Consider the following 23,274-nt stretch of genomic DNA (forward strand, 5'->3'; position numbering starts at 1 on the left):
CAGATTGAAAAGGACGCAAACCTATGGATGGGACAATCCCACATCGTGAAGACTGGAAGATCGGCGTCGATATTGGCGGCACCTTCATGGATTTCTGTGCGCTGGAAGTGAATTCTGGCCGTTTGGCAACTTTGAAAGTTTTGACCACCCCCGATGATCCGGGCGCAGAGCTGACCACAGGATTGTCGCTGCTGGAAGAGCGGGATCAGCTTTTGCCTGAGACCGTGTCGCGGTTCGTGCATGGGACCACCGTTGGAATTAATACGGTGTTGCAGCGCAAAGGCGCCAAACTGGCGATGATTACCAACGCCGGCTTTGAAGATGTGCTCGAGTTGGCGCGCCTGCGCATGCCCGACATGTATTCGCTGTTTTGCCACCGCGCCGAGCCACTTATTTCGCGCGATCACATCTTTGGGGTCACCGCCCGGCTGAATGCCCAGGGCGAAGAGACCACCGCACTGGATGCGCGCTCTGTTGCACAAGCCATCCAAAAGGCGCTCTCGGCAGGGGCTGAGGGCATTATCGTCTCTTTTTTGCACAGCTGGCGAAACGATATGCATGAGCGGCAGGTGAAAGACATGATTTCGGAAATGGCTCCGAGCATTTTTGCCTTCACCTCATCCGAGGTCTGGCCGGTGATCCGCGAGTACGAACGCGGCTGTACTGCAATTTTGAATGGCTATGTGCACCCGCGTGTCGCCGGATATCTCGACGCGCTAGAGACGCGCTTGGCCAGCAAGAATATCCCGGCAAAGGCGTTGCTCACCAAATCAAACGGTGGCGTCATGAGCGCAGGCGACGGACGTGAGAACTGCGTATCCATGCTGTTGTCAGGGTCGGCATCTGGTGTGACGGGCGCCGCCTGGTTGGCGCGTCAGGCAGGAGAGGATCGTATCCTGACCCTGGATATTGGCGGCACATCAGCCGATATCGCCCTGATTATCGACGGTGCGGCCAATTTTGGCACCGGTGAAATGATCGGTGATTTCCCGCTGTATATTCCATCGGTCTCGGTCAGCTCGATTGCCATCGGTGGAGGCTCTATCGCGTCAGTTGATGCCCATGGCGTGTTGCGGGTGGGGCCGACCTCTGCTGGGTCCACTCCGGGGCCTGCCTGTTATGGGCGTGGTGGCACCGAGGCGACGGTGACAGATGCCATGGCTGTCTGCGGCTGGCTGGGGCACACGGACCTGGCATATGGGCAGCTCCGGATGGATCGAGATTTGGCCATTCAAGCCGTTGGAATGCTGGCTGCGCGGCTAGAGCGCAGTACCGAAGAAACGGCCCAGGCGATTTTGAATATCGCGCTGTCCGAAATGTTCGTCGAGGTCGAAAAGCTCGCGTCACGCGAAGGTGTCGACCTGAGGGAATTCACATTGCTGCCCTTTGGTGGTGGTGGCCCCATGCTGGGCGCCTTCCTGGCAAACGATCTTGGTATGACACGGGTTCTTGCGCCCCGTCGCCCTGGCGTTGTTTCCGCGCTCGGGGGATTGGTGGCTGACCTGAGGGGGGATTTCATCCGCACCGTATTTGCAGGGCTTGATGATAAACTTGCCGCCACGCTAAAGGGTCATTTCACAGAGCTAGCCCAAGAAGGCCGCGATTGGCTGACGAAGCAAGGCCATGATGGCCCCGCCGAGCTGCAGCTGACGGCTGATATGCGATATTCAGGTCAAAGCTTTGAGATCGAAGTTGCGCTCAAACCAGAGTGGCTGGAGACAGCACAAGACATCGCTGAAGCCTTCCACCAAACCCATGCCCGCATGTATGACTTTGCGGATCCAGAGGGCTTGATTGAGGTGGTGAACCTTCGTCTGGCAATTGTTGGCGCCGGACCAAACCCTGAAATTCCGGCCCAAACCGTCACGTCCAGCACTGCAGAGCCACAAAAAATCGTCTCGGTCTACGCAGGTGGTTACCGCGATGTCCCTCTGTATGCGCGCGAGACCTTGTCTCCCGGTACGCGGCTGCAGGGACCGGCGATCGTTTCACAAGAAGACACGACGCTGATCATTCCACAGGATTGCTCGGCAGAGGTTGATCCTGCTTCAAACATTGTTGTGCATTTCGAGGGCCCTGCTCATGACTGATAAAATGACACTGCGCGTTTTGGCGAACCATGCCCGCGCCGCAGCCGAAAACATGGCGCATACGCTGCACCGTACTGCGCATTCGGCCTTTGTAAAAGAAACACAGGATTTCACCGTCATGCTGATGGATCGGCGGGGTGATACCTTTGCGGTTCCAATGGAGCTTGGCGCGACCTGGTATCCCGGTCTGACCTATGGCCGCGCTATTGATATGGTCGGGGACTATCGGCCGGGTGATATCGCCTTTACCAATGATCCCTATTCGGGCCATGTCGCAACACATGCCCCCGATACCCACCTTTGGAAACCGGTGTTCAGTGAAGGCGAAATTGTTGCCTGGACGGGCGGCCATATTCACAACACCGATATGGGGGGGGCTGTGCCTGCCTCTCTCAGCCGGTCGCTGACAGAGGTCCACCAGGAGGGTCTTCGCTTTCCGCCCATGAAGCTGGTGCGTGAAGGTCAGTTTGATGAGACGCTGATGCGGATCATGGAAACCAATGTTCGTAAGCCCGCGCTGAATATCGGGGACATCAAGGCGCTTGTGGGGGCCTTGAATACCGGTGAACGCAAAGTGCAGGCGATGATCCAGAGGTTTGGCAAAACGGGCTTTGTCGATGGTGTGTCCCTGTTGATGGACCAGGCAGAAGCAGAAGCACGGGCAATCCTGCGGGCCATCCCGGACGGGGACTACATCTTTGCGGACTATGCCGACGAAGACAGCGATGCGGGCAACCCTTGTCGATTGCATCTGAAGCTCAGCATCCAGGGTGACGAAGCCATTCTTGATTTCTCAGGTTCTGATCCGCAACTGGGCTCGTCTTTGAATGTTCCTTCGGGGGGGGATCCGCGTCATACGATACTATTGGTGGGCGTCTACTATGTGCTTTACACCCTGAATCCGCAGATTTTGCTGAACACGGGCCTGACACGCGCCTTTACCTGCATCACCCCCGAAGGCTCGGTGCTGAACCCGGTTGCACCGGCGGCGGTGGGGATGCGGTCTTTGACCTGTGCCCGGCTGCGGTCGGTCATTTTTGGAGCCTTTGCCCAGGCCATTCCCGATAAAATGCCCGCAGCCCCTGCGGGAAACAACTGCATCTTGAATGTCATGACACGCGACGAGCGCCACCAGAGAACGGTGATTGCAGCAGTAAACCCGGTTGTGGGCGGCGGCGGCGGGATGCCTCACCGCGATGGGACCAACGGGTCCGGCGCAGATGCAGCCTATCTCAAAAACACGCCAATTGAGATAACCGAAACCGAGGTTCCCGTAGAGTTCCTGCGATATGGCCTTGCTCAGGATACCGGTGGGGCAGGGCAATGGCGCGGCGGCCTTGCGACGGAACTCTCCTTTCGCGTCTTTGCGCCCGACACACGGATTACCGCGCGAAACCGAGATCGTTCAAAGTTCCGGCCTTGGGGCATCCTGGGCGGGCAATCCGCTGGCCTGGCGCATATGATATTGAACCCTGACCAGCCCGCAGAAACGGATCTGGGCAACCGGGACACGGCCGTGTTGCAACCTGGTGACGTTCTGATGATACGCTCTGCCGGCGGTGGCGGGCGTGGTGACCCATACCTGCGGGATCCAAAACGCGTGGCGCGCGATGTTGCTTGTGGCTATGTCTCGCAGGCGGCCGCGGCACAGGACTACGGTGTCGTCATCGACAAAGGCGTTGTTGATGAAAAAGAAACACAGGCCCTGCGTCAAAGCCGTCCGTTGCGCGACACCATGTTCCATTTTGGAGCGGAGCGGACTGCCTATGAAACGCAATGGACCGATGCCGCCTATGAGGCTCTGAACAAGACCCTGGGCGCGCTGCCTATTCACTGGCGTTTCTTCACCAAAACCGAAGTCTTCGCGCGTATGACAGACCGCAAGGGTGCTGAGGGTGTAGAGGCGGCGCTGGCCGAGATCTGCACGCGTTTCCCAGAGCTTGCCGCGCTACTTGAGCAGCATAAACACCAGGGTGAGGCATGACGGGACGATTGCACCGCCTGACAGCGATCCAGCGGCCAAGTATCGAATTTATGTTCGATGGTCAGCCGGTGTCAGGCCTGCAGGGCGATACGATACTCACTGCAATATTGTCCCACCGGGGGGCGCTGCGCGAGGCTGAGTTTGGACCGGAACACCGTGCCGGGTTTTGCCTGATGGGGGCCTGCCAAGACTGCTGGGTTTGGCAAGAAGAGGGGCGCCGCTTGCGTGCCTGCTCTACGGAATTGCAAGCGGGTCTGCGACTAAGGTCGAAAGCCCCCGATGGATGGGTGTCATGACAGAGGGGTTAAGCACAGGAGGCCAGAGCACAGGAAGCCCGAGCACAGGAGGCCAGAGTACTGGGGTTCTAATCGTTGGCGCTGGGCCTGCTGGAATTCGCGCGGCGGAAACCTGCGTAAACGCAGGGCTGCATCCCATTATCGTGGACGAGGCCAGGCAGGCGGGGGGGCAAATCTACCGCCGCCCTGCAAGCACAGTGTCGCGCAGTGCCAAGGACCGCTATGGCTCGGAGGCGGGTAAGGCACTGGCACTGCACAAATGTTTCGATCTAATGGTGTCAAATGGCCAAGTGACCCATTTGCCCCAAAGCTCGATCACGGCCATCGCCCATCAGTCCGCGCAAGTCCTGACAAATGAGGGCATCAAGGTCATAAGCTTTGAGAAGCTCATTTTGTGCACCGGAGCAGGTGACCGATTGCTTCCGGTCCCAGGATGGCAATCGGCCGGCGTGTTTTCATTGGGCGCAATGCAAATTGCCTTGAAGACACAAGAGGTTGCGCTAGGGCGACGGCTGGTTCTTGCAGGCACTGGCCCATTGCTGACACTGGTGGCGGCGCAGTTGATCCGGGCCGGGGCAGAGGTGGCTGCCGTGTTAGACACGGCCCCAATGCGACAACAGGTCAAGGGGGCCTGGGCGATGGCCATGGCGCGCCCAATCGTGACGCTCCGGGGGATCTATCTGCGCGCAATATTGGGGCAACGCTACCACGCCGGCGTGCGCAACTTAAGGATCACAACGAATGAGAGCGGGCCGACCCAACTGTGCTGGCAAGATCACACAGGTCTGGACTGTAGAACGCAGTGTGACGGGGTGGGCCTGGGCTGGCACCTTATGGCCGACACTCAGCTTGCGGATCTGGCGGGGGCAAATTTCTATTGGTCAGCAGAATGGTCACAGTGGCTGCCGGAAGTCGATTCAGCCGGGCGCCTCGGCAATGGTGTCTACCTGGCCGGGGACGGGGTGCGCATTTTGGGTGCCGATGCCGCAGAATGTGCCGGGCAGATTGCCGCAGCGGCCTGCCTGGAAGACATGGGGCTCACCTGCCGCCCCGGCAAGCGCGCTCTTTGGCGCCATGAACGGATGCAACGATTTGCCTCAGGTTTGGCGACCGCCTTTCAAGTGCCGCAAGAGCTTTTTACACAGCTGCCGTCTGACACGGTGATTTGTCGGTGCGAAGGGGTGGCGCTTGGCGACATTCAGGCTGCGGCGCGACGCGTTGGCCCTGACATCAATCGGGTCAAATCCCAGTGTCGTATCGGCATGGGGCGCTGCCAGGGTCGCTATTGTCAGTTTGCTGCCGGTCGCATTCTTGCAGAATTGGGCCAGACGGCCCCTGCAAAGATCGGGCGTCTGCGCGCGCAACCTCCGCTTCGCCCCCTCCCGGTTTCAGCCGCTCTCCAGAGCGAAAGCGTGAAAGACCCGCAGTAAGGAAAATATTGTGCCGCAATTGGCTGGATTTCGGCCCTTCTTGCCGAAACCCACAGCCTAGATTGAGCACAAATCCAATCAAGATCGGCGCCCATGAAACGTTCATTTGATCCCAGCACATTGACCCTGCCCACAGGGCACTACATCGGAAAAGCCTATGTCCCGGCGGCGGCAGAGATTGCGGTGACAGCTCCCTCCGATGGCCGCAGCCTGGCAGGCATCGCCAGGGCGGATGCCACCATCGTCGATCAGGCGGTCGAGACGGCAAAACAAGCGCTGCGCACCTCTGGTTGGGCGACATCTGCCCCCCGCGACCGTCTTCGCGCGCTGCAGGCCTGGGCCGATCTCATCGAGGCCGAAGCCGAGACCCTCGCCAAGCTCGAAGCGGTCTGTTCCACCCGGCCTGTGGGGCAAGCAGCCGTGGGCGATGTCTTGATCACCGCAACACAAATTCGCTTCTTTGCCGAATTTGCCGATAAGGAAGGCGGCGATCTCGTCCCAACCTCCGCCGGGCAATTGGGCTATATCTCGCATGAACCCTATGGGGTTGTTGGAGCAATCACCCCCTGGAACTACCCGATTTCAATGGCGGGGTGGAAGCTGGCCCCGGCTTTGGCTGCCGGAAACGCGGTGGTTCTGAAACCCTCCGAGATGACGCCATTTTCAACCCTGTACATGGCTGAACTGGCTGTGCGTGCGGGTATTCCTGCCGGGTTGATCAATATCGTTCTGGGCGACGGGCAAACCACGGGCGCGGCCATCACAGGCCATCCTGATATTGCCAAGGTCAGTTTTACCGGCTCAACCCGCGCGGGCGGTGCGATCATGGAAAACATCGCCAAGACGGGTATCAAGCCGATGACACTCGAACTGGGCGGCAAGTCTCCGCAGATTGTTTTTGCGGACGCGGACCTGGAGCTGGTGGCCAACTGTATTGCCCGTGGCATTCTTCCCAATGCTGGGCAAACCTGCGTTGCAGGGACACGTTTGATTGTACATCGCGATGTTGCTGATGACCTGGCGCAAAAGCTCATCCAGGTCTTTGCTCAGGAAAAACCAGCCGCGACCTGGGAGGACCCTGCCGGGTTCTCGCCCATTATCTCGTCGCAGCAGCTGCAGCGGATCGACGCCATCGTCCAAGCCGCCAAATCCGAGGGCGCAGAGCTGCTGTGTGGCGGTAAAGCCTTTGATCGGGAGGGCAGTTTCTATCAGCCTACGATCCTGGCGGGCGTCACAGACAGCAATCCTGCTGTGACCGAAGAAATCTTTGGCCCCGTGGTCACCTTGCAGACCTTTGCAAATGATGAAGAGGCCCTGACCCTGGCCAATCACCCGACCTATGGGCTTTGTGCCGGTGTGTATACGCGTGATCTTTCACGGGCGCTCCGCGTCACCAAGGCGCTGGAAGCGGGCACCGTCTGGGTTAATCGCTATGGGCGTTCGCAAGATCACATCTTGCCCACAGGGGGCTGGAAGGCGAGCGGGCTGGGCAAGGATTTGGGGCGCGAAGCCTTTCTTGCCAACCAGCGTAGCAAATCCGTGCTGATTGATCTGTGACACCAAAAGAAAGGTCTTAACATGAAATCTTACGAGATCGCCTTGATCCCCGGTGATGGCATCGGCGTCGACGTGACGGATGCAACGGTTCAGGTCATGGCTGCTGCGGCCCAAAAATTTGGGTTTCACCTCAATAACACAGAATTTCCCTGGTCCTGTGAATGGTATCTGCAGCATGGAACCATGATGCCGGAGGACGGAATTGAAACCCTTCGCGCCTTTGATGCTATCTTTCTGGGAGCTGTCGGTTGGCCCGAAACCGTGGCGGATTCGGTGTCTCTGCATGGGCTACTGCTTCCCATCCGCAAAGCCTTTACCCAATACGCCAATATCCGGCCTCACCGGCTGTTGCCCGGCGTTCAAGGGCCATTGGTCGCCAACGCCTTTGATATCCTCTGCATTCGCGAAAACACCGAAGGGGAATACTCTGGGGCTGGTGGACGTGTACATCAAGGCACCAGTGATGAAGTGGCGGTGGAAACCTCAATTTTCACGCGCACGGGTGTTGAGCGCATTCTTCGGTTTGGGTTTGAGCAGGCCCGCGCCAGACGTGGACATCTGACTTCGGTCACCAAATCCAATGCGCAAAAATACTCGATGGTGTTCTGGGACGAGGTTACGCGCGAACTGGCGGCAGAATATCCAGATGTCGAGGTCAGCCAAATGCATATCGACGCAATGGCCGCAAAAATGGTGATGGCGCCGCAAGATCTGGATGTGATCGTGGCCTCAAACCTGTTTGGCGACATCCTGACGGACCTCGGCGCGGCCATTCAGGGCGGGCTTGGCTTTGCGGCCTCCGCCAATATTTGCCCAGATCGTAGTGGTCCATCTATGTTTGAACCCGTCCATGGCTCGGCCCCTGATATCGCGGGACAAGACATCGCAAATCCCATCGCGGCCATCTGGTCTGCCGCCATGATGTTGGAGCATCTGGGAGAAACCGAGGCCGCAACTGCCGTGTTGTCGGCCATCGAAGCGACAACCGCACAAGGCATTGGCACCCACCCTGGCAAACACGCGACAGCTGTCATCACCGCTGCAATCATCGCAGAACTGGAGCTCTGATCATGAATTTACAAGACCCCGAATTGTTGCGCCACGCCGCATTTGTGAACGGCGAATGGCTGGAACGCCCGGATATGGCTGTGACAAATCCTGCTACCGGATCTGTGATCGGGAAAGTCCCGGATTGCACCGGGGCAGAGACCCAGGCAGCCATCGCTGCTGCTGAAACCGCAATGGTTGCCTGGCGGGCACGTCCCAACGCAGAGCGGGCAGATCTCTTGATGGCCTGGCATGACCTGATGTTGACCCACAAACAGGATCTGGGCCGTATTCTCAGCGCTGAGCAGGGAAAACCCCTGGCTGAGGCCGAAGGTGAGATTGATTATGGGGCAAGTTTTGTCCGTTGGTTTGCCGAAGAAGCCCGCCGGATCAATGGAAAGGTCATCCCGGTTGCAGGCAAAAAGCTGCTTGCCTTGAAGGAACCGGTTGGTGTTGCGGCGATCATCACTCCCTGGAACTTTCCAAATGCCATGATCACCCGCAAAGTTGCACCAGCATTGGCGGCTGGCTGTACCGTTGTGATCAAACCCTCTGACTTTACGCCATATTCTGCCCTGGCCCTTGCTGTCCTGGCAGAGCGCGCCGGTATTCCAAACGGCGTCATCAATATCGTCACTGGTATGCCCTCAGAAATTGGCAAGGCCCTGACTTCTAGCTCAATTGTGCGCAAACTGTCGTTTACCGGCTCGACCCGCGTTGGTGCCCTGCTGGCAGAACAATGCGCGCCGACCTTGAAGAAACTGAGCCTCGAGCTGGGCGGCAACGCGCCTTTTGTTGTCTTTGATGACGCAAATATCGACGCGGCTGTCGAAGGCGCGATGCTGTCCAAATTCCGCAACGGTGGCCAGACCTGCGTCTGCGCCAACCGGATTTTGGTGCAATCCGGAATCTATGACGCCTTTGTGGAAAAACTGTCGGCGCGGGTAGATGCCTTGACCGTCGGACAGGGGGATCACGCGGGTGTCGATATTGGCCCTATGATCAATGCCGCAGCGCTTGAAAAGATCAATACGCATGTTCAGGACGCATTGGCAAAGGGCGCCACCCGTACAACGCGGCAACGTCAGCTCACCTCACAATTTGCCGACCCCCTGGTGTTGCGCGATGCCACGACCAAAATGCAGCTGGCGTCAGAGGAAACCTTTGGGCCGGTTGCTCCGATCTTTCGATTTGAAACCGAAGAAGAGGCGCTCGAGATCGCAAATGGTACGCCCTTTGGGTTGGCAGCCTATTTCTATACCCAGGACATCGCCCGCGCGTTTCGGTTTGGCGAAGCGCTCGAATTTGGGCTGGTCGGGCTGAATACTGGTGCCGTGAGCAATGCCGAAGCGCCGTTTGGTGGGGTGAAATCCTCTGGCCTGGGCCGCGAAGGCGCGCAGGAAGGGATCGAAGAGTATCTGGAAACAAAAGCGTTCCATATTGGCGGAGTTTAAGACAGATCCTTTGGCCTGTTGCTCTGCATATGTCGCCTGTTGGGGCGGCATATGCATGTCCGTTTTATGGCTTTGAAACAATCTTCAGCAGTGCCTTCAGCGCGGCGTCAATATCGGCAGTTCCCTTGGCTGCCAGATCGGTCAAACCAATAAATGCCCCATAGACCAAGTGAACAACTGCGGGGTCATGTTGCCCAATATCGCCTAGCAGCTCTGCCAGGAACGCCAGCCTGATGTGATCAACGTGATTTACCACCTCTAAGGCTGCTGGGTCAGTTAAAGCCCATGAACGCATGGCCGGTTCTACCCGACGCCCTCCAAACCTGTCTGGGGCAGACTCTGCCGCCTGCGCAATCAATAGTTTCAGACGCATTGACCTGTTGGGGTCTACTGCACTGATGGTTTCAATTTCCTGAGCAACCCGATCGCGCCAGTGTTCCAACATCCGGCGTTTGAAGGATGGGAGATCATCGAAGTTCCAGTAGAACGATCCTTTGGTTGCACCAAGATTTCGGGCAAGGGCCTCGACCCTGATTGCGGTCGGGCCATCGGATGTTAGGGCGCGAAAGCCTGCGGCCAACCAGGCCTCTTGCGGGAATCTAGTTTTGTTCATGACTCAAACATACGCCAGCGTATTTACAATTCCAACAGCCGTCATATACGGTGGCGTATGTGAACTTTCTGAGCGGGTGAGCGAGATTTGACACATCTACCTGAAATCAAGTTTGTGCGGCTAACGGGTATCGCATTGGAAGACATCGTTTCGCATATGAATGACCCTCGAGTCGCAGAACACATGCCGCTCTTGGTGTCAAAATGGACGCTGGATGATGCAGAACAGTTTGTTGCAGCGAAGGAAGAGTACTGGCAACGCGACACTCTGGGGCATTGGGCGATCCTGAGCGATGAAGCCTATGTTGGATGGGGCGGGTTTCAAAAAGAAGGTGAAGAATGGGATTTTGGCCTGGTTCTCAAGCCTGACAACTTTGGTCTGGGGATGCGAATCACAAGAAAAGCCATCGCATTTGCGAGGGCAGATCCGCGAATTGATTTTGTGACGTTTCTGCTGCCTCCCTCCCGCAAGAATTTGGGTGCGCTTGCCCGAGCTGGGGCGACGTTCATCAAAGAAATTGAATATAACGGGGAAGTTTTCAGGAAATATCTGCTTGAAACTTTGTGACGGTGCAGAGCTTTCAACCAACCTTCGGTGCAGTGCAACGGGTTGGTTCAGACGCTGACCGTCGCGGCCTCCGACATGCGTGGGGCCCATACGTGGGGTACCCGTTGCGAGTGGTCTTGGCTATCGCAACGGGTTGGTGTGTGGACATGTTCGAAACAGGGGGGGCTGCTGCCGGGAGCACAACGGCTCCTTGAGGTCACGCCTTTACAACACCTTTTGAGATCAAGGTTTCAAGCGTCGCGGCGTCAACTCCGAGGCGTTCGGAGAGAACCTCTTTGGTATCTTGCCCCAGAAGGGAGGGTGCGGTGGCTTTGGCCGGACCTTCGCCGTCGAACCGAATCGGGCCACGCACAAGTTTCATGTCGCCCAACTGTGGATGGGTGACGGTTTCTACAAGGTTCCGCGTTGATACATGCTCTTGTTCAAGCGCCTCACCAATCGAGAGAATTGGCGCACTTGGGACGTCAAAATCCTCTAGGCGTTTGAGCCAATAGGCGGTGCTATCCTGGCCCATACGCGCGTGAATAATGGGTTCAAGCGCATCGCGGTTGTCCAGCCGGGACGCATAGAGCGCAAAGCGAGGGTCATCAATAAGATCTTCGCGATCCAGACAACGGGCGAAATTGTGCCAGAATCGCTCTGTCAGGCAGGCCACAATGACATGGCCATCCGAAGTCGGAAACGAGCCGTAAGGCACAATGCTTGGGTGTTGGGTCCCAACGGGCTGTGGGCTTTGCCCGGTGACAAAGTAAATTTGCGATAAATATCCCTGTAATGCGATCAGGCTGTCGAGCATTGCAACCTCGATATGCCGACCTTGACCCGTGTTATTGCGCTCGTGCAATGCTGCCAACAGACCGAACAGGGAAAAAATGCTGCCAGCCATGTCCCCCAATGGGATGCCCAATTTATTCGGAGCCTGCCCGGGCTCGCAGTTGACGCTCATCACACCGGACAGGGCCTGTGCCACGATATCAAAGGCGGGTTTGTCGCCATGCGGACTATTGGTTCCAAAGCCGCTGATCGAGCAATAGAGCAGCCGTTCATTCGAGGCGCGCAGCGTGTCATATCCAAGACCAAGTCGGTCCATAACGCCTGGGCGAAAGTTCTCCAGGACGATGTCACTTTGCTGCGCAAGATCCTTGGCGATTTGGAGACCTTCCGGGGATTTGAGGTTGAGCGAGATGCTTTTCTTGCTTCGGTTCAAAGCGATGTAATAGTGGCTCAACCCTTCCTTAAATGGAGGGAAGTTTCGGGTTTCGTCGCCGTTTTCGATGGGTTCGACCTTGATCACCTCTGCACCAAGGTCGGCGAGAACCATGCTGGCATAGGGACCTGACAGAATACGTGAAAAATCGAGAACCTTGATGCCCGCCAACGGGCCAGAAGGGGAGGAAACTGTTGAGGTGTTCATTGGCTTTTTTCCGATGGCTTTGATATTTTCATTATGGCAGAGGCACTTGCGATTAACCTGGTTCCACATGTGACGTCGGCGTCGACGAAGATGAGTGAACGGGTTGCGTGGTGAATGGAGGGGCGAAACTCCAGAAAGTCGCCAGCCTTGGCGACCCCAAGGAAACGTGTGTCCATCTGCATCGTAACTGTGGGTTGGCGATCGGCGGCATTCCATGCCGTGACCGCAATCACCTGATCCAGAAAGCTGGTTAGGACGCCGCCATGAACAATCCCGAGATGGTTCTTGTGGGTGTCGTTGGTTTGCAGTCCGTAGGTGTTCTTTTCATCAACCCGAGTGGACCGCAAAAGCGGGCCAATAAGATCGACAAACCCGCCAATCTTCAATTCTCGCCAATCACCTAGCTCAGTAGTATTTTCAGTCACGCTTTAACTCCCAGTGTCGATTTGTATTTCTTCAATGTCTTCGCGAATGGCCTGCATTGCCTTCGCCAGTTTGGGGATCTGTTTGTCTTTGAGGCGCTCGGAAATCCCGATGGCAACGATGGAGCGGCTCAACTTTCTGTTGGCGTCGAAGACGGGAACCGCGACAACTGTCACGCCCGAGATATAGGAGCCCTGATCCACCGCGTAGCCACATTCCCGGGCTGTCGCGATCTGCTCTTTCCACTGCTCAAACGTGGGCGGGTGGTCCCAGACGAGTTTCTGGAACCCTTCGCGCAGCGCGGTTTCATCCGTCACGTTATAGGCTGCAAACAGTCGCCCCGTTGCGCTGATCAAGGCTGGAAAGCGGCTGCCCAGATCCACCTGAAGCCGAAATGGCATGTTGGATTGTGACAGCGCAACCACCACCATTTGACCCGGCTGCGCCAGCTGCGTTGCAATGCTGGTGACGCTAAACATCAGTGACAACCCCGACAACTTGGGCTGGATCAGGGTTGAGAATGTGTTTCGCGACAGCGCCGATTTTGCGAGCGGCAAAATCCCGATCCCAATCGAGTAACGCTTTGTGTTTGAATCAAAATCTACCAGCCCCTCTTCCTGAAGAACACGCAGAATATGCAGGCAGGTGCTCGGGATTAAGTCGAGTTCCCGTGCAATTGGATTGACGCCAACAGGGGCGGCGGAGCGGGCCAAAAACCTAAGGATCGCAAGCGCCCGTGTGACCGCGGGGACCTGGCGTTTTGTTGTCGGCTTAGTCTGGTTTTCCGTCATTTCTTGGCTCCAAATGGTTTGCGATTTCATTGCCTATATACAATGAAATATCCATATTGACAATACTTCGCCTCGATCCTTACCCTTGTCAACAAGCTGGGCCGCCTCATCGGAAGGTCTGTTGGAAATTCAGGGAGGAAGACGAGAATGACCCGCTTGACGGAATTCACGTCCTATGAGGACGCTCAAAAGCACTATTCAAAAGAGAAGCTTTGGGAGCTGTTCGACGGCGACAGGGAAAGCTTCAATATTGCGCATGAATGCATCGACCGGCACGTGGATGGCGACAACGTGGCGCTTCGAATTGCCCATTCTGCTGGCGAAGACGAGATCATCACTTTTGAGGAAATCTCACGCCGCTCTGCGCAAATCGCGCACTACCTTGATGCCCAGGGTATTAAAAAAGGTGACCGCGTCGCGGTCATGATTGAACCCTCCCTGGCATTCTACAGCGCCATGTTTGGGGTGATAAAAAGCGGCGCGGTTGCCGTGCCCATGTTCTCGCTGTTTGGTCCGGACGGGATTCAGTTGCGGGTTGGCGATTGCAAACCTTCGGTCTTTTTTACAAATGCGGAAAAGGCGCCCGATGCCATTGCCGGCGGGGCAAAAAACGTAACCGTCGTCGACCAGGACTTTCTGGAGGGGTTGAGCGATCTGCCTGCGCGCTATGAGCTAAAGACAGCAGGGCGGGACCTTGCAGTTTTGCAATATACCTCTGGGACCACGCGGGCCTTGCCGGCGGCAGTGGAACACAGCCATCAATCCATTGTGACGCTGATGGTCGCGGCGCTTTATGCAACGGGCATCCGACCCGGAGATCGCTTCTTTTGCCCGTCCTCCCCTGCATGGGGTCATGGCCTGTGGCATGGAACGTTTGCACCGTTGGCTTTGGGCGTTTCAACCGGGACATTCAGCGGCAGGTTTGACCCTGTGCGCCTGCTGAAGGGACTGCATGATTTCCGCATTACCAATCTGACGGCGGCAGCGACCCATTACAGAATGATGCGCAACTCTGGCAAAGCAGAGAGCTTTTCGTATTTCTTCGACAAGCTGAGCTTTACCGGTGAGCCGATTGACTCGGAAACCGCGACCTATGTCAAAAAGGTCTTTGGGACCAAAGTGCGCTCGATGTATGGCACCACCGAAATTGGCGTTATCATCTCGAACTATCCTGGCGCGAATGACCTTGAAGTGCGCGATGGCGCCATGGGCAAGGCTGTACCCGGCGTTGAAGTCGAAGTGCAGCGCGCGGATGGCTCTGCCGCAGATCCGGGTGAGACCGGCGAGCTGATGGTCAAAAAGCGCGGTGTGTGGTTCCCGACCAAGGACCTCGGCCGGGTAGATGAAGACGGCTACTTTTATCACGGCGGTCGCGCAGATGACGTGATCATCTCGGCTGGCTGGACCATTGGTGCTGTCGAAGTTGAAGACGCGGTTCTTAGCCACCCGGCGGTCGCCGAATGTGCTGTGATTGGTGCTCCCGATGAAATTCGCGGCCTCGTTGTGAAGGCCTACATCATCCTTAAAGGCGCAGAAACACCAGGTCTGACCGAAAGCATTCAAAACCATGTGCGCGCCAGGTTGGCGCGCCACGAATACCCCCGCCAAATCGAATTTGTCACCGATCTGCCAAAGACACCGGCAGGCAAAGTGAACCGGAAAATCCTGCGAGATCAGGAAGCGAAAAAGCTGGCTGCTGCGGAATAACCCACAGAGCCATTTGCCCATTCAAGGAGAATGAAATGAACGACATGACACGTAAATTCCCAAAGATTACCTCTGAAGGTCTGGATGACCTGCGCATGCGGATTGGGGTAAAGATCGAAAAGACAGTCGAGCCTTGGTGCTATGAGGCGACACGGGACAATATTCGCCACTATGCGCACGGTATCGGTGATGACAATCCACTGTGGTGCGATCCCGAGTATGCCAAAAACACCAAATACGGCGATGTGATTGCGCTGCCAAGTTTCCTGTTTGCCACCAACCGGATCATCTCAGGCTATGTCGGCGGGCTGCCGGGCGTGCATGCCATGTGGTCAGGCGCCAACTGGAGCTGGCACAAGCCTATTACCCGCAACATGGAATTCCGCACCGAAGCTGTGTTGAAAGACCTGATCGAGCACGAGACCCGCTTTGCCGGGAAAGCTGTACAGCAGATCTATCACGTTGATTTCTATGACGCGGCTACCGGTGATCTGGTGGCTGATGCAGAAAGCTGGTGCTTCCGTACCGACCGTGATCAGGCGCGTGAAAACGGCACCAAATACACCGAAGCCAAAGCCAAGGGCCGTAAGGTCTGGACCGAAGAAGAGCTCAACGAATACTACAAGTATTACGAGCAGGAAACGATCCGCGGCGCCGAGACCCGCTATTGGGATGATGTGAACGAGGGCGACGAACTGCCGACCATGGTCAAAGGCCCAATGACGGCTACCGGCTTTATTGCCTACGCGCAGGGCTGGGGTGGTTTGTATATCCGCGCCAACAAGTTGGCCTGGCAGTTGCAGCAGAAACACCCCAGTGCCGGCCCCAAGAACAAGTTCGGCATCCCCGATTGCCCAGAGCGGGTGCATTGGGAAGAAGAATTCGCGTTGGAAGTTGGCGCACCGGGTGCCTATGACTACGGTCCGGAGCGGACATCCTGGCTGACCCATCAGGTCACCAACTGGATGGGCGATGACGGGTTCCTGGCCAAGTCGAAATGCGAAGTCCGTCGGCACAACCCCGAGGGTGACATCATTTTGATCCGTGGTTCGGTTGTCCGCAAATTTGAAGAAAACGGGCGTTACCTATTGGAAATCAAGCAGCGCGCAGAACAACAAGATGGCGAATTGTCAGCTGCCGGATCCGCGATCGTGGAGCTGCCAAAGCGCTAACAAAGCAATCACGTCAACCGCTGGGGAGGTCAGGTTGAAAATGTTTGAAAAGGTTTTGACCAAAATTGAGGACTCCTTACATGTTATGGGGTGTCTCAGCCTCGTCGCTGTGGCGGGTCTCATCAATGCGGATATTCTGCTCCGGCTTTTCTTTAACAGGCCGGTGCAGATACAGTTTGAATTGACCGAACTGTACCTAATGCCAGTGCTTGCAACGTTGTCCCTGTCGCGGGTTTTCCGCGATGGGGGCCACCTGGCGCTGGAATTTGTACCAGAAAACTTACCCGGACTTTTTGGAATGCTGATCGCAAAACTGCGTCTGCTTTTGCCCGCGGCCTTCTTTGCCGCTGTCACAGTGATGTCCGGTAAATTTGCTCTCAAAGCCATCATCCACGGAGATGTCGAATACGGAGCGCTCGATTGGCCGCTTGGGTGGGCCTACGCTGTGATCCCCTTGGGGTGCAGCGTTTTGGTTCTGCGGCTGCTCCATGATGCTTTCACACCGAAAGTCGTGGTTGATACCTAAAAAACCTAAAGGGAGGAAACGACATGACACACACGAACAAATTGATGGCCGTTTTGGCCGGTGCATTTGCATTCACCGGACTGTCAGTTCAGGCGGAAACCTTGCGCCTGGGGGATTTCCAATCGACCAGCCACATCGTATCGGTCGAAGGCACCACCAAGTGGATGGCCGCCGTCGAAGAGGCGACCAATGGTGCAATCACGTTTGAACATTTCCCGTCGCAACAGGCCGCCAAGTCGAAGGCGCAGCTGGATGCGGTGAATAACGGTATTCTCGATGCGGCTTTGCTAGGTGCTGGCTATCATGCTGATGCTCTGCCGCTGAACTCTGTTATTGGCTTGCCCGGATTTTATGGGTCAGCCGAACAAGGCACCGAAGCTTTGCAAGCCATGCTCAAAGAAGGCCCGCTGCGGGACGAAGTTCTGGCCGCTGGCGTGACACCGATCTTTGGCTTTGTGTTGCCTCCTTATCAGGCCCTGGCCAAGGACCGCCTTGGGCTCCCTGCCGATTGGGCTGGGCTTGATGTGCGGACATCGGGGTCTACCCAGGCGATGACGGCACGTGCTCTGGGTGGGGTCGGCATCTCGATCCCTGGTCCGGAAGTCTATACCGCAGTTGAACGGGGGCGTCTGGATGCGGTCTTGTTCCCGCTGGCCTCTGTCCCGGGCTACAAATTGAACGAAGTTGTCAGCCACATTTCCACCAATGGCTCGTTTGGCGGCTACAGCTTTATCATGGTCCTGAAGACAGATGTGTTCGAAGGGCTGTCTGCCGAAGTTCAAACACAGCTGGTTGAGTTGGGCGCGGCAACGGCGTCGCATGTTGCGCAGGCGCAGGATGCTTCGGTTGCCGGCTTGATCGAAGAATGGGCCGCTGCGGGCATCGACACCTATCAGTTCACCGAAGACGAGCTTGCGACAATTTCAGAGTCCCTGGTTGCTGTCAGCACCGATTGGGCAGAGCGCCTGGACAATGACAAAGCGACTGTAGTGCTCGAGGCTTATCGTTCACTGATCAGCGATTAGCAGATCGTTCCGAAACACTAATCTGGGTGGTCGTCTTGGCGACCATCCACCTCTTACGGAGCGAAAGCCAAACTGATGTTAACATTTTTTGTCCTTCTCCTTGTGCTTGCCAGTCTTATGGCGGTGCGCGTCCCGATTGCCTTTGCAATGGGAATAACGGGCACGATTGGTCTAGCGGCACAACTTGGATTCAAACCAGCCTTGGCGGTGCTGGAGAGAACGTTTTTTGACACGTCATCATCCTTCATTCTGGTCGCCATTCCGCTTTTCATCCTGATGGCGGAACTGTTGACCGCGGGCGATGTGACGCGGCGGGCCATCATCGCCTGCCAGTCATGGATCGGTCACGTAAAAGGCGGGCTGGCGATGGCGACCGTTGCGGCCTCGGTGCTGCTTGCGGCCCTGGTTGGCAGTTCAACGGCATCAACTGCGGCGATGGCTGCCTCTGCTTTTCCGGAAATGCGCCGTCACAAATATTCTGACAGTTTGGCTGCCGCTGTTGTGAGTGTCGGGGGGACACTGGCCGTTGTCGTGCCGCCCTCCATCGTGTTGGTCGTCTATGGCGTGCTGACGGAAACATCGATTGGCAAACTCTTTATTGCTGGGATCATTCCAGGCTTGCTCACAGCAGGTGGTTTGGCCGTCGTGATTAAGATTATCGCCCATACAACCGACCAGGCGCCAAAGGGTGAACCCTTTGTATTGAAGAAAGCGGTGAAGGACAGCCGTCACGTCATCCCTATGGTCTTGCTCATGGTTGCAGTGATTGGGGCAATTTATGGCGGCATCGCATCCCCGTCCGAAGCGGCTGCACTGGGGGTGATGGGATCTCTCGTGATTGTCCTGGCGCAGCGCACCCTAAAGTTCGCCGCCTTCAATCGCTCCGTCAGTGGTGCGATCCGCGCGACGGTGATGATTGTGGCCATCGTTGCCTGTTCTGCGATTTTCTCGAACTACCTTGCGTTCACGCGCATCACCCACAGTTTGCTGGAATTCGTGGCGACAACGGATATGTCGCGCGAAGTCATAATGGGCATCATCATTCTGGCATTGCTGGTGATGGGAATGTTCATGGATCAGCTCGCCATTCTGTCCCTGGCCATGCCTTTGGCCTTTCCAACTGCGATGGCGCTTGGCTACGATCCCATCTGGTTTGGTATTGTGGTGACAAAAACGGTCGAGATCGGCCTTCTGACACCTCCGCTCGGGCTAAATGCCTATGTAGCAGCGGCCCAGACGAAGGTGCCGCTTGGCACGATTTTCAAGGGCATTCTGCCGTTCCTCGGGATGGAAGTCATCGTTCTGATTCTCTTGATGTCTTTCCCGGAAATCACCCTGTTCCTGCCGGAATTCATGGCGCGCTGATTGCCCGTTCCAAGCGACCAAGGCCTTGGCCTGGCTGCGAACGAATTACACAAGAGAAAGAAACTGAATGACGATATTGCAAAGCAACCAGCAGTCGGCGTCTGCGGAGTTCGCCCAGAACACGGAAGCGATGGAGGCACAATACAAAGCGGTTGCCGAGGAAGCCGCCCGGATCGTGAAAGGTGGCTCTGAAGCCTCTCGACAGCGTCATGTGGCGCGGGGCAAACTTTTGCCGCGTGATCGGATTGCGGGATTGCTGGATCCTGGATCGCCTTTCTTGGAAGTGGGGTTGTTTGCGGCATCCGGGCTGTACAACGATGAAGTGCCGTCTGCAGGGGCGATTGCCGGGATTGGCCAGGTTGAGGGACGCGATTGCATGATCTTGTGCAATGACGCGACCGTCAAAGGTGGAACCTACTTTCCGATGACGGTGAAGAAACACCTGCGCGCCCAGGAAATTGCCGAAGAGAACCATCTGCCATGCATCTATCTGGTGGATTCCGGCGGCGCCAATCTGAACAACCAAGATGAAGTGTTCCCGGACCGCGATCACTTTGGTCGCATCTTTTTTAATCAGGCACGGATGAGCGCCAAGGGCATCGCCCAGATCTCGGTGGTGATGGGGTCCTGCACCGCTGGCGGCGCCTATGTGCCGGCGATGAGTGACCAAACCATTATCGTGCGCGAACAGGGCACCATTTTTCTAGCCGGGCCGCCCTTGGTGAAAGTGGCGACAGGCGAGATTATTGACGCCGAAACCCTGGGTGGAGGCGATACCCATACCCGGCTTTCTGGTGTTGCGGACTATCTGGCGGATGACGACCAGCATGCCCTGGCTCTGGCGCGTGAAATTGTCAGCCATCTCGGCCCGGTTGCGCGACCTTCGGTTGATTTCAAAGAGCCTAAAGAACCGCTTTACCCCTCTGAAGAGGTCATGGGCGTGGTGCCTGCGAACGACAAAACCCCCTATGACGCGCGTGAGCTTATCGCCCGGTTGGTTGATGGGTCCGATTTTGCTGAGTTCAAGCCACGCTATGGCACCACTTTGGTCACAGGCTTTGCCCATATTGACGGTGTTCCGGTTGGGATTATCGCCAACAACGGCGTTTTGTTTTCAGAGAGTTCGACCAAAGGCGCCCATTTTATCGAGCTGTGTTGTCAGCGCAAAATACCACTCCTGTTTTTGCAAAACATCACGGGCTTTATGGTTGGCTCAAAATACGAAGCAGGCGGGATTGCCAAAGACGGGGCCAAGCTGGTGACAGCCGTTTCAACCGCATCCGTCCCCAAGATCACGGTGGTTGTTGGCGGGTCCTATGGCGCCGGCAACTATGGTATGTGCGGGCGCGCCTTTGGCCCCCGGTTTGTCTGGATGTGGCCCAACGCACGGATCTCGGTGATGGGGGGGGCTCAGGCCTCAGGAGTTTTGGCCGATGTTCGCCGGGCCGGTATCGAGGCAAAAGGCGGGATCTGGTCCGACGAAGACGAAGCCGAGTTCAAGCAGCCGACGATTGATATGTTCGAGCGCCAGTCGCAGCCGCTTTATGCCTCTGCGCGGCTTTGGGACGACGGGATCATTGATCCTCGCAAGACCCGCGAAGTTGTCTCGCTGTCTCTTCGGGCCGCGCTGAACGCGCCGATCGAAGACACGAAATTTGGCCTGTTCAGGATGTGATGATGAAAAAGACTTTCTCTAAAATACTGATTGCCAATCGCGGCGAAATCGCCTGCCGCGTGATCCGCACTGCGCGCCGCATGGGCGTGGCGACGGTAGCGGTGTATTCTGATGCAGATGCCGCGTCGATGCATGTGGCCATGGCAGATGAGGCCATCCATATCGGCGCGTCCCCGGTTTCCGAAAGCTATCTTGTGGGATCGCGGATCATTGAGGCCGCGCTCGCAACCGGGGCAGAGGCGATCCATCCCGGCTATGGTTTCCTGTCGGAAAACCCCGATTTTGTGGATGCCGTCAAAGCCGCAGGTTTGATCTTTATTGGGCCCTCGGCAGAGGCAATCCGCGCGATGGGGCTAAAAGATGCCGCCAAGGATCTTATGACCAAAGCGGGTGTGCCCGTTGTCCCGGGCTACCAAGGTGCAAACCAAGACGCCACATTCCTCGCCAATGAGGCCGAAAGAATTGGCTATCCCGTGCTTATCAAAGCGCGCGCAGGTGGCGGCGGCAAGGGGATGCGCAAGGTTGATAAGGCGTCGGAGTTTCTCGACGCACTGGCCGCCGCGCAACGCGAAGGTCAGGCCTCGTTTGGCGACGCGCATGTGCTGGTCGAAAAGTTCATCACATCGCCGCGACATATCGAAGTGCAGGTGTTTGGTGACAACCACGGCAGTGCGGTGCATCTGTTTGAACGCGACTGCTCGCTTCAGCGCCGCCACCAGAAGGTGATCGAGGAAGCACCGGCGCCGGGTATGACAGATGCGGTGCGTCACGCGATGACGGATGCCGCTGTAACCGCAGCCAAGGCGATCAGCTATAGTGGTGCGGGGACCATTGAATTTATTGTCGATGGGTCCGGACCTTTGCGCGAAGACGGCTTTTGGTTCATGGAAATGAACACCCGGCTTCAGGTCGAACATCCGGTGACAGAGGCCATTACCGGGGTTGATCTGGTGGAATGGCAGTTGCTGGTCGCCTCTGGTGCGCCTCTGCCCATGGCGCAAGACGCCTTGCAGATTGACGGGCATGCTTTTGAGGCCCGCCTCTATGCAGAAGACCCAACCAAAGGCTTCCTGCCCGCAACGGGGAAGCTTGAACATCTGTCGTTCTGTGCAAAGGCGCGCAATGATTCCGGGGTACAGAGCGGGGACAGCATCAGCCCCTTCTATGACCCGATGATTGCAAAGATCATCACCCACGCCGCCACGCGGGAGGATGCCCTTGACGGGTTGCTTGACGCATTGGGGGAGACCCAGGTTGCCGGCACCGCAACCAATGCCGAATTCCTGTCGGCTCTGGCGAAACATGATGGCTTTGCAAAGGGCCATTTTGACACCGGTGTTATTGAACGGGACTTGGCCGCTTTGACCGCCAGCGATCCGCTGAGCGAAGAACATATCGCCTTTGGTGCAATTGCTGCTTTGGATCTCGACCCAAGCCGCCGGGATTTTGGTTTTCGCCTTTGGGGTGAAGCGAAGCACCAGGTTCAATTCACCTACGAGGGTGAGCAGATCGAGCGCCAACTGATCCTGTGCAGCGATGGGTCTGTCATCATGTCGGGCGACAACACCAGGCCTCTGAAACTGTCCGCAGTGAAGGTTGAGAATGCGCATATCACGGCGCGAAGCGGTGCAACAGGCGCAATACGCAAAGCCCAGGTACGGGTGGCAACGCGCAATGCGGAACAACTGGTTTCGGTCTTGTTTGGTGGCGTGGTGCGGGATCTTCTGCTTCCCGACCCGCGTTCTGGCAGCCTTGTCACCTCGGACCTGAGCGATGTTGTCTTAGCGCCAATGACAGGGACCATTGTGGGATTGGATGTCGCGGTTGGAGACCGGATTGATGAAGGCGCTAAACTGGGTGTGATGGAAGCTATGAAGATGGAGACGGCCCTCGTGGCACCGCGCGCAGGCACGGTTCTGGAGGTGAGCTGTGCGGTTGGAGACGCGGTCGAAGGCGGATCGGTTCTGATCCGTCTCGAGGAACAACCTGATGCGTGAAGACAACCTGATATCAGGTCCTGTTCGGAGTGGCAGCACAGTGGTGCAGTGACAACACCGCCCGTTTTAACGTGACCAGTTTGGGCGTCAAAACGGGCGGCGTGAACACCAAGCTGCAGGCCATCTGTAACAGCCATGGCC

19 protein-coding genes are annotated in these 23,274 nt (G+C 56.8%); 15 read left to right on the forward strand and 4 right to left on the reverse strand.

The window, feature by feature from the left end:
- Positions 1 to 23: 23 nt before the first annotated feature.
- The 7 genes from ARCT_RS0105765 to ARCT_RS0105790 all read left to right on the forward strand — a co-directional run bounded on the left by ARCT_RS0105765 (position 24) and on the right by ARCT_RS0105790 (position 9,858).
- On the forward strand, positions 24 to 2,090 hold the full coding sequence (locus ARCT_RS0105765; protein WP_027239210.1) for a hydantoinase/oxoprolinase family protein: 2,067 nt from the start codon (positions 24 to 26) through the stop codon (positions 2,088 to 2,090).
- Positions 2,083 to 4,074 (forward strand): hydantoinase B/oxoprolinase family protein, encoded by a 1,992-nt coding sequence (locus ARCT_RS25510; protein ID WP_036784493.1) that lies wholly within the window; start codon positions 2,083 to 2,085, stop codon positions 4,072 to 4,074. Before ARCT_RS0105765 ends, ARCT_RS25510 begins: the two co-directional genes overlap by 8 nt.
- A gap of 50 nt (positions 4,075 to 4,124) precedes the next feature.
- Positions 4,125 to 4,370 (forward strand): (2Fe-2S)-binding protein, encoded by a 246-nt coding sequence (locus ARCT_RS27455; RefSeq protein ID WP_240476383.1) that lies wholly within the window; start codon positions 4,125 to 4,127, stop codon positions 4,368 to 4,370.
- Positions 4,367 to 5,800 carry an FAD/NAD(P)-dependent oxidoreductase gene (locus ARCT_RS0105775; protein WP_084300753.1) on the forward strand — a complete coding sequence of 478 codons (1,434 nt, stop codon included), beginning with the start codon at positions 4,367 to 4,369 and terminating at the stop codon, positions 5,798 to 5,800. The genes ARCT_RS27455 and ARCT_RS0105775 overlap by 4 nt, the downstream gene beginning before the upstream one ends.
- A 93-nt stretch (positions 5,801 to 5,893) precedes the next feature.
- On the forward strand, positions 5,894 to 7,357 hold the full coding sequence (locus tag ARCT_RS0105780; protein WP_027239212.1) for an aldehyde dehydrogenase family protein: 1,464 nt from the start codon (positions 5,894 to 5,896) through the stop codon (positions 7,355 to 7,357).
- A gap of 21 nt (positions 7,358 to 7,378) precedes the next feature.
- Positions 7,379 to 8,425 (forward strand): tartrate dehydrogenase, encoded by a 1,047-nt coding sequence (locus ARCT_RS0105785; protein ID WP_027239213.1) that lies wholly within the window; start codon positions 7,379 to 7,381, stop codon positions 8,423 to 8,425.
- A 2-nt stretch (positions 8,426 to 8,427) separates the two neighbouring features.
- A complete protein-coding gene (locus ARCT_RS0105790; RefSeq protein WP_027239214.1) occupies positions 8,428 to 9,858 on the forward strand; it encodes an NAD-dependent succinate-semialdehyde dehydrogenase in 1,431 nt (476 codons plus the stop codon).
- 64 nt (positions 9,859 to 9,922) lie between these two features.
- On the opposite strand, the gene ARCT_RS0105795 is transcribed toward ARCT_RS0105790, so the two are convergent.
- Positions 9,923 to 10,471, reverse strand: coding sequence for a TetR/AcrR family transcriptional regulator (locus ARCT_RS0105795; protein WP_027239215.1), 549 nt, complete (start codon positions 10,469 to 10,471; stop codon positions 9,923 to 9,925).
- Between the two features lie 135 nt (positions 10,472 to 10,606).
- Between ARCT_RS0105795 and ARCT_RS0105800 the strand changes: the two genes are divergently transcribed.
- Complete coding sequence (locus ARCT_RS0105800) at positions 10,607 to 11,038, forward strand: GNAT family N-acetyltransferase (protein ID WP_276202238.1); 432 nt, start codon at positions 10,607 to 10,609, stop codon at positions 11,036 to 11,038.
- Positions 11,039 to 11,234: 196 nt separating this feature from the next.
- Here ARCT_RS0105800 and ARCT_RS0105805 read toward each other — a convergent pair whose 3' ends face one another.
- The 3 genes from ARCT_RS0105805 to ARCT_RS0105815 are packed head-to-tail and all read right to left on the reverse strand — an operon-like array spanning position 11,235 to position 13,666.
- The gene (locus ARCT_RS0105805) at positions 11,235 to 12,452 is read right to left on the reverse strand and encodes a CaiB/BaiF CoA transferase family protein (RefSeq protein WP_027239217.1); all 1,218 of its coding nucleotides are present in this window, start codon (positions 12,450 to 12,452) and stop codon (positions 11,235 to 11,237) included.
- Complete coding sequence (locus ARCT_RS0105810) at positions 12,449 to 12,877, reverse strand: PaaI family thioesterase (protein WP_027239218.1); 429 nt, start codon at positions 12,875 to 12,877, stop codon at positions 12,449 to 12,451. Before ARCT_RS0105810 ends, ARCT_RS0105805 begins: the two co-directional genes overlap by 4 nt.
- 3 nt (positions 12,878 to 12,880) lie before the next feature.
- The gene (locus ARCT_RS0105815) at positions 12,881 to 13,666 is read right to left on the reverse strand and encodes an IclR family transcriptional regulator (RefSeq protein WP_027239219.1); all 786 of its coding nucleotides are present in this window, start codon (positions 13,664 to 13,666) and stop codon (positions 12,881 to 12,883) included.
- A 147-nt stretch (positions 13,667 to 13,813) separates the two neighbouring features.
- Between ARCT_RS0105815 and ARCT_RS0105820 the strand changes: the two genes are divergently transcribed.
- From ARCT_RS0105820 to ARCT_RS0105850, 7 genes are all read left to right on the forward strand, one after another.
- Positions 13,814 to 15,373: an acyl-CoA synthetase gene (locus ARCT_RS0105820; protein ID WP_027239220.1), complete on the forward strand. Its 1,560-nt coding sequence runs from the start codon at positions 13,814 to 13,816 to the stop codon at positions 15,371 to 15,373.
- Positions 15,374 to 15,408: 35 nt separating this feature from the next.
- Positions 15,409 to 16,545: an FAS1-like dehydratase domain-containing protein gene (locus ARCT_RS0105825; RefSeq protein WP_027239221.1), complete on the forward strand. Its 1,137-nt coding sequence runs from the start codon at positions 15,409 to 15,411 to the stop codon at positions 16,543 to 16,545.
- Positions 16,546 to 16,585: 40 nt separating this feature from the next.
- On the forward strand, positions 16,586 to 17,071 hold the full coding sequence (locus tag ARCT_RS0105830; RefSeq protein WP_027239222.1) for a TRAP transporter small permease: 486 nt from the start codon (positions 16,586 to 16,588) through the stop codon (positions 17,069 to 17,071).
- 23 nt (positions 17,072 to 17,094) lie between these two features.
- Positions 17,095 to 18,096, forward strand: coding sequence for a TRAP transporter substrate-binding protein (locus ARCT_RS0105835; RefSeq protein ID WP_027239223.1), 1,002 nt, complete (start codon positions 17,095 to 17,097; stop codon positions 18,094 to 18,096).
- 75 nt (positions 18,097 to 18,171) lie between these two features.
- Positions 18,172 to 19,461, forward strand: a complete 1,290-nt coding sequence (locus ARCT_RS0105840) for a TRAP transporter large permease (RefSeq protein ID WP_027239224.1) — start codon at positions 18,172 to 18,174, stop codon at positions 19,459 to 19,461.
- A gap of 67 nt (positions 19,462 to 19,528) precedes the next feature.
- The gene (locus ARCT_RS0105845; RefSeq protein ID WP_027239225.1) at positions 19,529 to 21,136 is read left to right on the forward strand and encodes a carboxyl transferase domain-containing protein; all 1,608 of its coding nucleotides are present in this window, start codon (positions 19,529 to 19,531) and stop codon (positions 21,134 to 21,136) included.
- 2 nt (positions 21,137 to 21,138) lie between these two features.
- Positions 21,139 to 23,133: an acetyl/propionyl/methylcrotonyl-CoA carboxylase subunit alpha gene (locus ARCT_RS0105850; RefSeq protein ID WP_036784499.1), complete on the forward strand. Its 1,995-nt coding sequence runs from the start codon at positions 21,139 to 21,141 to the stop codon at positions 23,131 to 23,133.
- Positions 23,134 to 23,274 lie beyond the last annotated feature (141 nt).

It is taken from the genome of Pseudophaeobacter arcticus DSM 23566 (assembly GCF_000473205.1).
Classification (GTDB): Bacteria; Pseudomonadota; Alphaproteobacteria; order Rhodobacterales; family Rhodobacteraceae; genus Pseudophaeobacter; species Pseudophaeobacter arcticus.

What these genes read in the sequence shown, in the direction of transcription:
- ARCT_RS0105795 (WP_027239215.1), bottom strand. Translation starts at nt 10,471, where the DNA reads ATGAACAAAACTAGATTCCCGCAAGAGGCCTGGTTGGCCGCAGGCTTT.
- ARCT_RS0105845 (WP_027239225.1), top strand. Translation starts at nt 19,529, where the DNA reads ATGACGATATTGCAAAGCAACCAGCAGTCGGCGTCTGCGGAGTTCGCC.
- ARCT_RS0105775 (WP_084300753.1), top strand. Translation starts at nt 4,367, where the DNA reads ATGACAGAGGGGTTAAGCACAGGAGGCCAGAGCACAGGAAGCCCGAGC.
- ARCT_RS0105805 (WP_027239217.1), bottom strand. Translation starts at nt 12,452, where the DNA reads ATGAACACCTCAACAGTTTCCTCCCCTTCTGGCCCGTTGGCGGGCATC.
- ARCT_RS0105820 (WP_027239220.1), top strand. Translation starts at nt 13,814, where the DNA reads ATGACCCGCTTGACGGAATTCACGTCCTATGAGGACGCTCAAAAGCAC.
- ARCT_RS0105840 (WP_027239224.1), top strand. Translation starts at nt 18,172, where the DNA reads ATGTTAACATTTTTTGTCCTTCTCCTTGTGCTTGCCAGTCTTATGGCG.
- ARCT_RS0105815 (WP_027239219.1), bottom strand. Translation starts at nt 13,666, where the DNA reads ATGACGGAAAACCAGACTAAGCCGACAACAAAACGCCAGGTCCCCGCG.
- ARCT_RS27455 (WP_240476383.1), top strand. Translation starts at nt 4,125, where the DNA reads ATGTTCGATGGTCAGCCGGTGTCAGGCCTGCAGGGCGATACGATACTC.
- ARCT_RS0105790 (WP_027239214.1), top strand. Translation starts at nt 8,428, where the DNA reads ATGAATTTACAAGACCCCGAATTGTTGCGCCACGCCGCATTTGTGAAC.
- ARCT_RS0105830 (WP_027239222.1), top strand. Translation starts at nt 16,586, where the DNA reads ATGTTTGAAAAGGTTTTGACCAAAATTGAGGACTCCTTACATGTTATG.
- ARCT_RS0105825 (WP_027239221.1), top strand. Translation starts at nt 15,409, where the DNA reads ATGAACGACATGACACGTAAATTCCCAAAGATTACCTCTGAAGGTCTG.
- ARCT_RS0105785 (WP_027239213.1), top strand. Translation starts at nt 7,379, where the DNA reads ATGAAATCTTACGAGATCGCCTTGATCCCCGGTGATGGCATCGGCGTC.
- ARCT_RS25510 (WP_036784493.1), top strand. Translation starts at nt 2,083, where the DNA reads ATGACTGATAAAATGACACTGCGCGTTTTGGCGAACCATGCCCGCGCC.
- ARCT_RS0105765 (WP_027239210.1), top strand. Translation starts at nt 24, where the DNA reads ATGGATGGGACAATCCCACATCGTGAAGACTGGAAGATCGGCGTCGAT.
- ARCT_RS0105835 (WP_027239223.1), top strand. Translation starts at nt 17,095, where the DNA reads ATGACACACACGAACAAATTGATGGCCGTTTTGGCCGGTGCATTTGCA.
- ARCT_RS0105850 (WP_036784499.1), top strand. Translation starts at nt 21,139, where the DNA reads ATGAAAAAGACTTTCTCTAAAATACTGATTGCCAATCGCGGCGAAATC.
- ARCT_RS0105780 (WP_027239212.1), top strand. Translation starts at nt 5,894, where the DNA reads ATGAAACGTTCATTTGATCCCAGCACATTGACCCTGCCCACAGGGCAC.